The organism is Massilia sp. HP4, assembly GCF_005222695.1.
Taxonomy (GTDB): domain Bacteria; phylum Pseudomonadota; class Gammaproteobacteria; order Burkholderiales; family Burkholderiaceae_D; genus Telluria.
Window position 1 is genome coordinate 140021 of record NZ_STGG01000047.1, and the last position, 13311, is coordinate 153331.

At 63.3% G+C, this 13311-nt stretch carries 12 protein-coding genes; 6 read left to right on the plus strand and 6 right to left on the minus strand.

Annotated features, from left to right (window positions below; genetic code table 11):
* Window positions 1-28: 28 nt before the first annotated feature.
* From E8M83_RS17600 to E8M83_RS17615, 4 genes are read right to left on the minus strand one after another with little or no spacing between them, the layout of a single operon-like run.
* Window positions 29-2077 carry a sodium:solute symporter family protein gene (locus E8M83_RS17600; RefSeq protein ID WP_137174648.1) on the minus strand — a complete coding sequence of 683 codons (2049 nt, stop codon included), beginning with the start codon at window positions 2075-2077 and terminating at the stop codon, window positions 29-31.
* Window positions 2074-2394, minus strand: a complete 321-nt coding sequence (locus tag E8M83_RS17605; protein WP_137174649.1) for a DUF4212 domain-containing protein — start codon at window positions 2392-2394, stop codon at window positions 2074-2076. The genes E8M83_RS17600 and E8M83_RS17605 overlap by 4 nt, the downstream gene beginning before the upstream one ends.
* Window positions 2372-3976: a sensor histidine kinase N-terminal domain-containing protein gene (locus E8M83_RS17610; protein WP_373995060.1), complete on the minus strand. Its 1605-nt coding sequence runs from the start codon at window positions 3974-3976 to the stop codon at window positions 2372-2374. The genes E8M83_RS17605 and E8M83_RS17610 overlap by 23 nt, the downstream gene beginning before the upstream one ends.
* Window positions 3973-4716: a response regulator transcription factor gene (locus tag E8M83_RS17615; protein WP_137174650.1), complete on the minus strand. Its 744-nt coding sequence runs from the start codon at window positions 4714-4716 to the stop codon at window positions 3973-3975. Before E8M83_RS17615 ends, E8M83_RS17610 begins: the two co-directional genes overlap by 4 nt.
* Window positions 4717-4918: 202 nt before the next feature.
* Here E8M83_RS17615 and recA point away from each other — a divergent pair, with 202 nt between their 5' ends.
* The 6 genes from recA to E8M83_RS17645 all read left to right on the plus strand — a co-directional run bounded on the left by recA (window position 4919) and on the right by E8M83_RS17645 (window position 10487).
* The gene (gene recA / locus E8M83_RS17620) at window positions 4919-5995 is read left to right on the plus strand and encodes a recombinase RecA (RefSeq protein ID WP_137174651.1); all 1077 of its coding nucleotides are present in this window, start codon (window positions 4919-4921) and stop codon (window positions 5993-5995) included.
* Between the two features lie 72 nt (window positions 5996-6067).
* Window positions 6068-6535, plus strand: a complete 468-nt coding sequence (gene recX / locus E8M83_RS17625; RefSeq protein ID WP_137174652.1) for a recombination regulator RecX — start codon at window positions 6068-6070, stop codon at window positions 6533-6535.
* Window positions 6536-6980: 445 nt separating this feature from the next.
* The gene (locus tag E8M83_RS17630; RefSeq protein ID WP_137174683.1) at window positions 6981-7544 is read left to right on the plus strand and encodes a DUF2889 domain-containing protein; all 564 of its coding nucleotides are present in this window, start codon (window positions 6981-6983) and stop codon (window positions 7542-7544) included.
* Window positions 7545-7613: 69 nt separating this feature from the next.
* A complete protein-coding gene (sucC, locus tag E8M83_RS17635) occupies window positions 7614-8783 on the plus strand; it encodes an ADP-forming succinate--CoA ligase subunit beta (RefSeq protein WP_137174653.1) in 1170 nt (389 codons plus the stop codon).
* Between the two features lie 28 nt (window positions 8784-8811).
* Entirely contained in the window at window positions 8812-9693 is an 882-nt protein-coding gene (gene sucD / locus E8M83_RS17640) for a succinate--CoA ligase subunit alpha (RefSeq protein ID WP_137174654.1), read from the plus strand.
* A 302-nt stretch (window positions 9694-9995) separates the two neighbouring features.
* Window positions 9996-10487: a pilin gene (locus tag E8M83_RS17645; RefSeq protein WP_137174655.1), complete on the plus strand. Its 492-nt coding sequence runs from the start codon at window positions 9996-9998 to the stop codon at window positions 10485-10487.
* 55 nt (window positions 10488-10542) lie between these two features.
* Here the strand turns inward: E8M83_RS17645 and E8M83_RS17650 are convergent, their stop codons facing one another.
* Both E8M83_RS17650 and E8M83_RS17655 read right to left on the minus strand, forming a co-directional pair.
* Window positions 10543-12612 (minus strand): S9 family peptidase, encoded by a 2070-nt coding sequence (locus tag E8M83_RS17650; protein WP_137174656.1) that lies wholly within the window; start codon window positions 12610-12612, stop codon window positions 10543-10545.
* Window positions 12613-12750: 138 nt separating this feature from the next.
* The gene (locus tag E8M83_RS17655; protein WP_137174657.1) at window positions 12751-13206 is read right to left on the minus strand and encodes a fasciclin domain-containing protein; all 456 of its coding nucleotides are present in this window, start codon (window positions 13204-13206) and stop codon (window positions 12751-12753) included.
* Window positions 13207-13311 lie beyond the last annotated feature (105 nt).

Genomic DNA, 13311 nt, shown 5'->3' on the forward strand with positions numbered 1-13311 from the left:
GGGCGGGGCGCCGGCCCCTGCCGGCGGCTCACTCCGGCGCGCGGATGTAATCCACCATGCCCTCGCTGCCGCGGCTGGGCGGCGCGGTGAGCAGGCTGACCGCCACCACGGCCATCATCCCGGCCGGCACCCCGAACACGCCGGCCGCCATCGGCAGGATGCCGAACCAGGTGGCGTCCAGGCTGCCGCCCAGGGCCGGGCTGGCGCGCAACATGTAGACCAGGCAGACCGCGAAGCCGGCGATCATGCCGGCGATCGCGCCCTGGTGGTTGGCGCGTTTCCAGAACACGCCCAGCACCAGCACCGGAAAGAGGGTGGAACCGGCCAGCGAGAACGCCGCCGCGACCAGCGACAGGATGTCGGCCGGCTTTTGCGACGCCACGTAGGCGGCGATGAAGGCCACCCCCAGCAGCAGCAGCTTGGAGATCGTCACCCGCTTCTGGGTCGAGGCGCTCGGGTTGACCATCTTGTAGTAGACGTCGTGTGACAGCGCGTTGGAGATCGCCAGCAGCAGGCCGTCGGCGGTCGACAGCGCTGCCGCCAGGCCGCCGGCCGCGACCAGGCCCGCGATCACATAGGGCAGGCCGCCGATCTCGGGCGTGGCCAGCACCAGCACGTCGGCGTCGATCGCGAATTCAGCCAGCTGCACGATGCCGTCGCCATTGATGTCGGCCACGCTCACCAGGGGATTGGCCTTGTCCACATTGGCCCAGTACGAGATCCAGGTGGGCAGGGCCGAGAAGTCGCTGCCCACCAGCGAGGTATAGATGTCGTACTTGGCCAGCACCGCCAGCGCCGGAATGGTCAGGTACACCAGCAGGATGAAGAACAGGGTCCAGAACACCGAGACCCGGGTGTCGTTCACCGACGGCGTGGTGTAGGCCCGCATCAATATATGGGGCAGGGAGGCGGTGCCGAACATCAGGCAGAACACCACCGCCAGAAAGTTGTTGCGGCGGTTGTCCGATTCCTCTTTGGTGGCGCCGGGAAAGGGTTCGGCATGCGGCTCGGGCGGCCTGGCGCGCGCCAGGTTGGCGTCGCGCCGCTCGCTCCATTGCGAGCGCGCCTCGTCGACCGAATTCGGATAGGTAGCCAGCGCGCGCTCGGCCTGGCGCACCTCGGTCAGCGAAGCATTGCGCGCGCGCGCGGCCGCCAGCTGGCGCTGGGCGTCGACCTTGCCGGTCTCCCACGATTCGGGGAGCAGGGCTAGCCGGCCCGCGTATTCGGCGGCGCGGCGGCGGAACTCGGCGCGCACTTCTTCCTCGCGCGGGTCTTGCGCCAGCGCCGCTTCGCGCGCGGTCAGCTTGGGCAGCAGCGAGCCATAGGCCACGGCGGGAATCGGGTTGTCGGCGTGCTTGGCCGACAGCCACATGGTCGGTATCAAGAAGGCGACCAGCAGGATGATGTATTGCGCCACCTGGGTCCAGGTGATGGCGCGCATTCCGCCCAGGAACGAGCACACCAGGATGCTGGCCAGGCCCAGGAAGATCCCGATCGAGAAATCGACGCCGGTGAAGCGCGAGGCGATCAGGCCGACCGCATAGATCTGCGCCACCACGTAGGTGAACGAGACCAGGATGGTGGCGCCCACCGCCAGCGCGCGCACCGCGGCGCCGCGGCCGCCGGCGCCGCCGCCATAGCGCGCCGCCAGGAAATCGGGCACCGTGTACTGGGCAAACTTGCGCAGATAGGGCGCGATCAGCAGCGCGACCAGCACGAAGCCGCCGGTCCAGCCCATGATGAAGGCCAGGCCGTCGAAACCCTGCAAGTACAGGCCGCCGGCCAGGCTGATGAAGCTGGCCGCCGAGATCCAGTCGGCGGCGGTGGCCATGCCGTTGAACATGGCCGGCACACGCCGGCCGGCGACATAGTATTCGGTGACGCTCGACGTGCGGCAGATGACGCCGATGATCGCGTACAGGGCGATGGTGGCGAACATGAACAGGTAGCCGATCCACAGGCGCGGCATGCCTTCCTGCTCGAGCAGGGCGACCGCAACCAGGAACAGGGCGAAGCAACCGGTGTACCAGAGATAGTAGCGCGCCAGCTTGCTGAAATAAGGGGGCTTGCCGCTCATCGTGGTTCGTCCCCGGCCGCAGTCCTGGCCTCGCGGTCAAGCCGGCGCATGCGCCAGGCGTAGAAGCCGATGATCGCCAGCGACACCAGCGACGCTCCCTGCGCCGCCATGTAGAACGACAGCGGCCAGCCAAACACTTCGAAGCGCGACAGCTCGCGCGCGAAGAACACGGTGCCGAAGCCGGTCGCCAGCCACAACACCAGCAGCAGCATGGTCATCTTGCGGCTGCGCTCCCAGTGCGCGGCGCGGGCGGCCGCGCGCCGGCGCGCGGCGTCGTCATGATCGTTGCGGGGTTCAGGTGGCGTCGTCTGGTTCATGGACCGGGGGTGGGAAAGTCAGGCGGAACAGGCTGCCCGGGAAGCGCATGGACTGGCTGCGCGGGTTATTGAAGATGTCGATCTCGGCGCCGTGCTGCTGCGCGATCTCGCGCACGATCGCAAGGCCAAGGCCGCTACCTTCGGTATTGCTGCCCAGGATGCGGTAGAAGCGCTCGAACACGCGTTCGCGCTCGTTGGGGGCGATGCCGGGGCCGGTATCCTCGACCTCGAGCAGCGCCCTCCCGGTGGCGGCGTCGCGGCGCACGCGCACCGTGACGCTGCCGCCGGCCGGGGTGTAGCGCAGCGCATTGTCGATCAGGTTCGACAGCAGCTCGCGCAGCATCAGGGGCTGGCCGGCGATCACGACCGGCTCGTTGTCGTTGGCGGGCGGCTCGAAGCCCAGGTCGATCTCGCCCGCGAACGAGGCTTGCACCCAGTCCTGCACCGTCTCGCGCGCGAGCAGCGGCAGGTCGATCTCGGCGAAGGCCAGGCCGGCCTGCGGTTGATTTTCGGCGCGCGCCAGCGCCAGCAGCTGGTTCACCAGGCGCGTGGCCGATTCCGAACTCTTGGCCAGCTGCTCCAGAGAGCGGTGGATCTCGGCCGGGTCGAGCTGGCGCAGGGCCAGCTCGGACTGCATGCGCATGCCGGCCAGCGGCGTCTTCATCTGGTGCGCGGCGTCGGCGATGAAGCGCTTCTGCATCGCCACCGATTCGCCCAGGCGCTCGAGCATGTCGTTGAAGGAGCCGACCAGCGGCGAGATCTCCTCGGGCACCTGGCGCGGATCGATCGGCGACAGGTCATCCTGGGGCCGCGCGCGGATGCGCTGCTGCAGCTCGGCCAATGGCGAGAGGCCGCGCGACAGCGCAAACCACACCAGGGCCAGGATCACCGGCAAGATGATGAATTGCGGCAGGATCACGCCCTTGATGATTTCGCCCGCCAGATGCGCGCGTTTGTCGAGGGTTTCGGCCACCTGCACCAGCGCGAGGGGAGGCAGATGAGGCGGCTCCAGCGGCTGCTGCACGGCGCGTTCGTGCAGCGGGTCGAGGTTGACATAGGTGTAGGCAACCCGGATCGGCGTGCCGTGGATGCTGTCGTTGCGGAACTCGACCGCGCCGCTGCGCGCATGCTCGTCGGCCGCGTCCATCCTGGGGCGCGGCAGGTCGCGGTCGCCGTCCAGCAGTTCGCCGTCGGGGCCGGCCAGCAGGTAGTAGACGCTGTCGACGTCGTCGGCGCGCAGGATGTCGCGGCCGGACGGATGCAGCTGGCCCGCGGCCTTGCCGCCCACGCTGCGGACCTGCTGTCCCAGCACCGTGACCCGGTCTTCGAGCGCGTCGTCGAAAGGCTGGTTGGCGATCGACTTGGCCACCAGGTAGGTAATCGCAATGCTCATCGGCCACAGCAGCAGCAGCGGGGCCAGCATCCAGTCGAGGATTTCGCCGAACAGCGAATGCCGGATGTTTTCGTCCGGCTCGGGATTGGGCGGGATATAGGTCGGCTCGGTCGGGGTGGCCGGGGCCATCGGCACATGGCTCGGCCCTTGCACCGGCTCGGCCGTGAAGCCGGCGTCGCGCTCGTTCACCTGTCGGCGGCGACGGTTGCGCTCGCTGCGGCACGTTCGGCCGCACGTTTGTCCGATTCTGCCGCGGCGGCCTCGGAAAATTTCTCGAGGCAGTAGCCCAGGCCGCGCACGGTGGCGATGCGCACGCCGCCGACCTCGATCTTCTTGCGCAGCCGGTGCACATAGACCTCGATCGCATTGTTCGAGACTTCCTCGCCCCATTCGCACAAGTGGTCGACCAATTGCTCCTTGGAGACCAGGCGGCCGGTACGCGCCAGCAGCACTTCGAGCAGGCCGAGCTCGCGCGCCGACAGGTCGAGCATCTGGTCGTTGATATAGGCGCTGCGGCCGACCTGGTCGTAGACCAGCGGGCCGTGGCGCACCACGGCCGGGCCGCCGCCGGCGCCGCGCCGGGTGAGGGCGCGCACCCGCGCTTCGAGTTCGGACAGGGCGAACGGCTTGGCCATGTAGTCGTCGGCGCCGAGGTCGAGGCCTTCGACCCGTTGCTCGACGGAATCGGCGGCGGTGAGGATCAGGACCGGCAGCAGCGAGGCGCGCGCGCGCAGGCGGCGCAGCACCTCGAGGCCCGACATCTTCGGCAGGCCGAGGTCGAGGATGAGGAGATCGAACTCTTGCGTGGAGAGGGCGGTGTCGGCATCCTGGCCGTTCTTGACGTAATCGATGGCGTAGCCAGACTGGCGCAGGGATCGCGTCAGGCCGTCGGCAAGTACGCTATCATCTTCAGCGAGCAGAATTCGCATAGGGGCACCTCGGTTATCGCGTTAGACAAACTCAGACCCGTATTGTGTTTGATTTGTCGCAACAATGCGAGCCTCGACCAATTTATTGACAAGATGATCACGTATTAGTGCTTGCAAAAACCACTGGATTTTTATACAGTACTGGCTCTTGAAGTGCGCGTGCGCGCCCACACCTTGCCTACTCCACGATTGAAAGTACACCATGGACGACAAAAAATCCGCATTGAACGCCGCTGAAAAGGGCAAGGCGCTGGCAGCCGCCCTGGCGCAAATCGAAAAGCAGTTCGGCAAGGGCTCGGTCATGCGCATGGATGCCAATGCGCCGGTCGAGGAAGTGCAGACTGTTTCCACCGGCTCGCTGGGCCTTGACATCGCACTGGGCGTCGGCGGCCTGCCGCGCGGTCGTATCGTCGAGATCTACGGCCCTGAATCGTCGGGTAAAACCACCCTGACCCTGCAGACTATCGCCCAGATGCAAAAACTGGGCGGCACCTGTGCCTTCATCGACGCCGAGCACGCGCTCGACGTCACCTATGCCCAGAAATTGGGCATCAACCTGAGTGACCTGCTGATCTCGCAGCCAGACACCGGCGAACAGGCGCTCGAAATCACCGACGCGCTGGTGCGTTCGGGCAGCGTCGACCTGGTGGTCATCGACTCGGTGGCGGCACTGACCCCGCGCGCCGAGATCGAAGGCGATATGGGCGACTCGCTGCCGGGCCTGCAGGCACGCCTGATGTCGCAAGCGCTGCGCAAGCTGACCGGTTCGATCAACCGCACCAACACCCTGGTGATCTTCATTAACCAGATCCGCATGAAGATCGGCGTCATGTTCGGCAGCCCAGAGACCACCACCGGCGGTAACGCACTGAAGTTCTACGCCTCCGTGCGCCTGGACATCCGTCGTACCGGTTCGATCAAGTCGGGCGACGAGGTGATCGGTAACGAAACCAAGGTCAAGGTCGTCAAGAACAAGATCGCGCCACCGTTCAAAGAGGCCCACTTCGACATCCTGTACGGAGCAGGCACCTCGCGCGAAGGCGAAATCCTGGACCTGGGCGCCGACAACAAGATCGTCGAGAAGGCGGGCTCGTGGTACAGCTACAACGGCGAGCGTATTGGCCAGGGTAAGGACAATGCCCGTCAATTCCTGGTGGATCGCCCAGCCCTGGCGCGTGAAATCGAGAACAAGGTCCGCGCCGCCCTGGGCGTGCGCGAACTGCCACCGGTGGCGCCAGGCGACGGCGACAAGCCGAAGCTGCAGGCTGTTGGTGAGTAATCGCCTGGTGCGGGCAGTACGGCAGGGTAGCGCCGTGCTCGTCCGCACCATGTTGTCGTCGACGGTGACCTCATGCCAGCACCCGTACTGAGCCTCAAGGCGCGCGCGTTGCGCTACCTGTCGCAGCGCGAGCACAGCCGGTTCGAGTTGCGGCGCAAGCTAGCCAAGTATGCGCAAGAGGACGAAGACGTCGACGCCCTCCTGGATTTCCTTGAAAAGAATAACTGGCTGTCGCAGGAGCGTTTCGCCGAATCCCTGGTCAACCGTAAGGCCAGCCGCTACGGCAATAGCCGTGTGGTGGCCGAGCTGCAAAGCCATGGGGTCACCGGCGATGCGCTGGTCGAGATCAAGGCCGAGCTGTCCGACAGCGAGACCGCGCGCGCCATCGAAGTCTGGCAGCGCAAGTTCGGCACCGTCGCTGCCGATGCGGCGATGCGGGCCAAGCAGATGCGTTTTTTATTGCAGCGCGGCTTTTCCCAGCGCGCGGCGCGAACGGCGATGCAGGGCAGCCCGGCGGACGATGAGTTCGACGAAGGCTGACCGCTACGAAGCTTCATCGGCTGAGATACCGACTGCTCCAGGCGCCAGCGTGGAGCGTCATTCCCGATATGCCCAGGCATATTCCTCAACGGGAAATGGCGCTGCACGCTGGCGCTTTTTGCTTCCTGCTCCTACCGGGTCTTCGACCGATCCCCATCCCGGATACATATCTTTCATTCACGTCGTGAATGGGGTGGCGTCTCCTACTAAAGACAGGCAAATAATATAAGCGGCAAACGCGCCGTCATAGTCCTGTGAAGTCCCCGCATCTCCCCGTAGTTTCCCTTACCAGCCTTTCTTTCCCAAGCGCCGCTGTGGACGCTGTGCTAAACTTTGCGGGTTTAAGCAGCGCCGCATGAGCGGTTGTTGTCGCAGAAGCTGCGGCGACGTGCAACGTAGCACACCGGCTGCATCACTAACCGCCGTCTCGACGGCACTGGTATTTATGCCTTTGTCACCTCCCGTATCGCGCTCGCTCCGGCATACGCGCGCCATCACAGTCGAAGCGTTCGCGCGCGACGATGGCTTGTGGGACCTCGATGCCAGCATCCGCGATGTGAAGACGCGAACTGTCGCACTCGCTTCCGGCGAACGGCCCGGCGGCACGCCGGTGCACGACCTCAAGCTGCGCGTAACCATTGACCGCGACCTGACCATCGTCGATGCCGAAGCCGCATCCGATGCCGTCCCGTATCCGGGCTACTGCGATACCATCGGCCCTGCCTACAAGAAGTTGATCGGGCTCTCGCTCGTGAACCATTTCCGGCTGCATCTGAAAGACCGCCTATCCGGCGTGCTCGGCTGCACCCATCTGACCGAATTGGCCCAGGTGCTGCCGACCGCAGCCTTGCAAGCCTTTGCTGACGACAATGTCGATGCCCCAGGCGGGCTCGGCGGTTCGTCAACCGACCGTCCATTTGAGCTCGACCGTTGCCATGCACTGCGCAGCGACGGCCCTGCCGTGGCCAAATACTACCCACGCTGGTCGATCAAGGCCGTCTCGGGTTAGCGTTCGTCGTTTTTATTTTTGTAGTTCAACCGTATTTCTAATTCAGTAAATAGAAGAAGGGAAGCCAGCATGAAGATCCATGAGTACCAGGGCAAAGAGATCCTCCGAAAATTCGGAGTGACCGTTCCGCGCGGCATTCCGTGCATGTCGGTCGAAGACGCTGTCAAAGCCGCTGAAGAACTGGGCGGTCCGGTCTGGGTCGTCAAGGCACAGATCCACGCTGGTGGCCGTGGCAAGGGCGGTGGCGTCAAGGTCGCCAAGTCGATCGAACAAGTCAAGGAATACTCCGAGCAGATCATGGGCATGCAGCTGGTGACCCACCAGACCAGCCCTGAAGGCCAGAAAGTGCGTCGCCTGATGATCGAAGAAGGCGCCGACATCAAGCAGGAACTGTATGTCTCGCTGGTCACCGACCGCGTCACCCAGAAAGTCGTGCTGATGGCTTCGTCGGAAGGCGGCATGGACATCGAAGAAGTCGCGCACAGCAACCCTGAAAAAATCCACAACGTCGTGATCGATCCGGCCGTCGGCCTGACCGACGCCGACGCCGATGCCGTCGCCGCCAAGATCGGCGTGCCTGCCGGCTCGATCGCCGACGCCCGCGCCAACCTGCAAGGCCTGTACAAAGCCTACTGGGATACCGACGCATCGCTGGCCGAAATCAACCCGCTGATCGTCACCGGCAGCGGCAAGATCATCGCCCTGGACGCGAAATTCAACTTCGACGCCAACGCCCTGTTCCGTCATCCAGAAATCGTCGCCTACCGCGACCTGGACGAAGAAGATCCAGCCGAAGTCGAAGCATCGAAATTCGACCTGGCCTACATCTCGCTCGACGGCAACATCGGCTGCCTGGTGAACGGCGCCGGCCTGGCCATGGCGACCATGGACACCATCAAGCTGTTCGGCGGCGAGCCGGCCAACTTCCTGGACGTGGGCGGTGGTGCTACGGCCGAGAAAGTGACCGAAGCATTCAAGATCATGCTGAAAAACCCCGAACTGAAGGCCATCCTGGTCAACATCTTCGGCGGCATCATGCGTTGCGACGTCATCGCCGAAGGCGTGATCACCGCATCGAAAGCCGTGTCGCTGCAAGTGCCGCTGGTCGTGCGCATGAAGGGCACCAACGAAGACCTGGGCAAGAAGATGCTGGCTGACTCGGGTCTGCCGATCATCGCCGCAGACACGATGGAAGACGCAGCGAAGTCGGTCGTCGCCGCCGCCGCTGGTAAAGCATAATTCGGCCTAATTCGCTAAGGAAATAAAAATGTCGATTCTGATCAATAAAGACACCAAAGTCATCACCCAGGGCATCACCGGCAAGACCGGCCAATTCCACACCCGTATGTGCCGCGACTACGCGAACGGCAAGGAAGCCTTTGTTGCAGGCGTGAACCCGAAGAAAGCCGGCGAAGATTTCGAAGGCATCCCGATCTACGCAACCGTCAAGGAAGCCGCATCGGAAACCGGCGCGACCGTGTCGGTCATCTATGTCCCACCAGCAGGCGCAGCCGCTGCGATCTGGGAAGCCGTCGAAGCCGAGCTGGACCTGGCAATTTGCATCACCGAAGGCATCCCTGTCCGCGACATGATGGAAATCAAGGATCGCATGGCCAAGGCCGGTTCCAAGACCCTGCTGCTGGGCCCGAACTGCCCAGGCCTGATCACCCCTGACGAAATCAAGATCGGCATCATGCCGGGCCACATCCACCGCAAGGGCCGTATCGGCGTCGTGTCGCGTTCGGGCACCCTGACCTATGAAGCAGTCGGCCAGCTGACCGCGCTGGGCCTGGGCCAATCGTCGGCAGTCGGCATCGGCGGCGACCCGATCAATGGCCTGAAGCACATCGACGTGATGCGCATGTTCAACGACGATCCTGATACCGACGCGGTCATCATGATCGGCGAAATCGGCGGTCCTGACGAAGCGAACGCCGCTCATTGGATCAAGGACAATATGAAGAAGCCAGTGGTCGGCTTCATCGCTGGCGTCACCGCGCCTCCAGGCAAGCGCATGGGCCACGCCGGCGCGCTGATCTCGGGCGGCGCCGATACCGCGCAAGCCAAGCTGGAAATCATGGAAGCCTGCGGTATTACCGTCACCAAGAACCCGTCGGAAATGGCGCGTCTGTTGAAGGCGATGCTGTAATCCTGGCGATCTCTTGATCGACTTCTAAAACGGGGAGCTTCGGCTCCCCGTTTTGTTTGCAGTTCCATTTTTCATCGCCAAGAATCGTCACCTGACAAAAATTGCTGTGCGGCACTGACAATTTTTGTCACCTGACACGCCAAATTTTGTCGTGGCACAGGGTTTTGTTATCTCGGGATTAATAAAATCGACCGTTTTCTGCTGTTTTCGGGCTGGCACAGCGCTTGCATATAGGAAAGCGTAGCAGCAGAGCAGCACAAGACACGTAGTCCCAACTTTGACATACCACCCTGGAGAGAAAAATGAACTTCAAGCAAATGCAAACCAAGAAGGCCGAAGGCGGCTTTACTCTGATCGAACTGATGATCGTTGTCGCGATTATCGGTATCCTGGCTGCTGTCGCTATTCCAGCATACAGCGACTACACTGCGAAAGCGAAGGCTGCAAACGCATTGTCGGCTGTCGATCCGTTCAAAACCGCGGTCGCAATGTGCGGTCAGGAAGCTGGTAGTCTGGATGATTGCAATACTGATGATGCCGAAGGCACGTTCCGCGCCTTCACCGAGACCAATGAAGTTGCATCGCTGACCGTAGAAGACGCAGGCGTCATCGAAATTACTCTGAAAAACATCGGATCCGACACTGATACCTCGACCGTGACGTTCACCCCGACCCTCGGCTCGAGCGCGATTACCTGGGAAATCGAAGCCAGCACCGAGAACGAAGCTGTGAAGCTGGCCTTCGAGAAGAACAGTGTTACTCCTGCAACTACCCCACCAGTCACGCCTCCGTAATTCCGAAAGATCGACAAAAAGCCCGCTTCGCAGCGGGCTTTTTGCTTTCCAAGCTTTACTTTCCAGCAGGCTGCGTCTTCAAATACTGATCCAACCACCCCACCACAGTGTGATGCCACTGCACCGAGTTCGCCGGCTTGAGCACCCAGTGGTTCTCATCCGGGAACACCAGCAGCTTGCTGTCGACACCCATGCGCTGCAGCGCGGTGAAGGTCCCCAGCGCCTGCGCCGTCGGAATCCGGAAATCGAGATCGCCCTGGATCACCAGCATCGGCGTCTTCCACTTGTTCACATGATGAACCGGATTGAAGCGCTCATGATTCTCCGGCACCTTGAAGTAAGGACCGCCACTCTCCCAATCGGTAAACCACTGCTCCTCGGTCGAGTACGCCATGCCGCGCGTATCGAACACGCCGTCATGGTTGACGATGCACTTGAACTCATCCGACCAGTTGCCGGCGATCCAGTTCATCATGTAGCCGCCGTAGGAAGCCCCCAGCGCGCAATCGCGTGAACGGTCGAGCCACGGGAACTTCTGCACCGCCGCGTCATATCCTTTCTGCAGGTCGACCAGCGGCTTGCCGCCCCAGTCGTTGCTGATCGAATCGGTGAACTTCTGGCCATAGCCGGTCGAGCCGTGGAAGTCGATGAACACCGCCGCGTAGCCCGCGCCCGCATATACCTGCGGATTCCAGCGATAGCTCCAGCTATTGCCGAAGCTGCCCTGCGGGCCGCCATGGACGATGAAGGCGACCGGATACTTCTGGCCCGGCTGTGCATTCCATGGCTTCATCACATGGCCGTAGACGGTCTGGCCATTGGCGCCGGCAAACGAGAACTGCTCGAACTCGCCCCAGCGCACATCCTTGAGGCGCTCGGCGTTCAGGTCGGTCAGCTGATTCGGCTTGCCGCCCAGTTTCATCGAGAACAGCTGCGCGCCCGACTGCAGGTTCGCGTGGGTGTAGACCAGGGTATCGCGCCGCAGGTCATAGGCGCCCACCGCACCCTTGTCGGTCAGCGGCGTCACCTTGCCGCTGGCGACGTCGATCGAGAACAGTCGGTGCTGGCCGATGTCTTCGGCATCGACGATCAGCGCCTTGCCGTCCGTGCGCCAGGCCAGGTTGCCGGCCGAGCGGTCCCAGTCGGCCGCCAGCTTGCGCTTCTGGCCGGTAGCGACATCCATCAGCATGACCTGGTAGCGGTCGGCCTCGAAGCCGGGGCGCGCCATCGCCAGGTAGGCCAGGGTGCGGCCGTCAGGAGAGAACGTGCCTTTCGTGTCCCAGGCCGGATTGTCCTGGGTCAGGTTGCGCGGCGCCGCGCCGCCGGCGGCCGGCACGCTGTACAGGTCGAAGTTGGTCGACCAGGCTTCGGTCTTGCCGGCGATGCGCGCCGAGAACACGATGGTCTTGCCATCCGGGCTGAAACGATATTCTTCGCGGTCGCCGAACGGCTTCGAGGGCACGTCGCCGTCGAGGGAGCCGGACAGGCTGACAGGCTCGCTGCCCACTTTGCCATCCGCACCCAGCGGTGCCGAGAACAACACCGCGTTGCGGTGGTCGCCCCAGGTATCCCAGTGGCGCACGAACAGGCGGTCATAGACCTTGCCGGTGGCCTTGTCCTTTTCTTTCGCATCCAGGCGCGACTTGGTGCAGGCCAGGTCGGTGCAATCGCGGAACACGGCCAGGCTGAAGGCCAGGCGGTCGCCCGTGGGCGCCAGGCGGAAATTGTCGACGTCCAGCGGCAGGTTGGTGACCTGCACCGGCTCGCCGCCGGCGGCCGGCTGGCGCCATACCTGCGACGAGCCCGAGCGCGCCGACAGGAAATACACGGCGTCGCCCGACGGCGACCATTCCGGGTCGCTGCTGCTGGACGCATGCTGGCTCAGGCGCTGCGGCGCCGGCTTGGCGGCGCGCAGGTCGACCATCCACAGTTGGGTATTGCCGCGGTTCTTTTCCATGTCCGTGCTGCGCACGGTATAGATCACGCGCGTGGCGTCCGGCGACACGGCCGGGCTGCCGACCCGCTCCATATTGACCAGGTCTTCCACGGTAAAGCCGCGCGGCGCGGCCGTCGCGGTGGTGGCGGCCAGCAAGGCCGCCGCCATCGTCAGCAAGCGAAATGTCATTCCATCCTCGTCGATCAGTGCCACGGCCGGGTGCCGTAGACAAGCCGGCAATTTACCACGATGTCATCAGGCATGAAGCCGACATCTTTCTCCGCCATTGGCGTGGCGGGGGCACTGACCGGCAAGGAAGGAGCCCGCTTACTTCGGCATGATGACCGTATCGATCACATGGATCACACCATTGTCGGCTGCGATGTCGGTCTTGGTGACGGTGGCCTTGTCGACCATGACCTTGCCGCCTGCCACTTTCACCGCGAACGCGCTGCCTTCGACGGTCTTGACGTCGCCAGGCTTGACGTCGGCCGCCATGACTTTGCCAGGCACCACGTGGTAGGTCAGCACCTTGGACAGCGCTGCCTTGTCTTTCAGCAGGGCGTCGAGCTTGGCTTTGGGAATCTTCGCGAATGCCGCATCGGTCGGGGCGAAGACCGTGAACGGACCCGGACCTTTCAGCGTGTCCGTCAGACCGGCAGCCTGGACCGCGGTGACCAGCGTATTGAAGGTGCCGGCCGACTTGGCGGTATCCACGATATCCGCTGCCTGGGCAGAAGCGAAGGCGAAGGCGAGGGGCAAAGCGATCAGGATCTTTTTCATTGTCGACTCCATGGTGAGTTTCGATGGTTCACGATGAACCGATCTCGATGTGAATTTATCCAATTTTGCCCGTGCGGTCTAATGTGTGACGCATTCTTGTCCTAT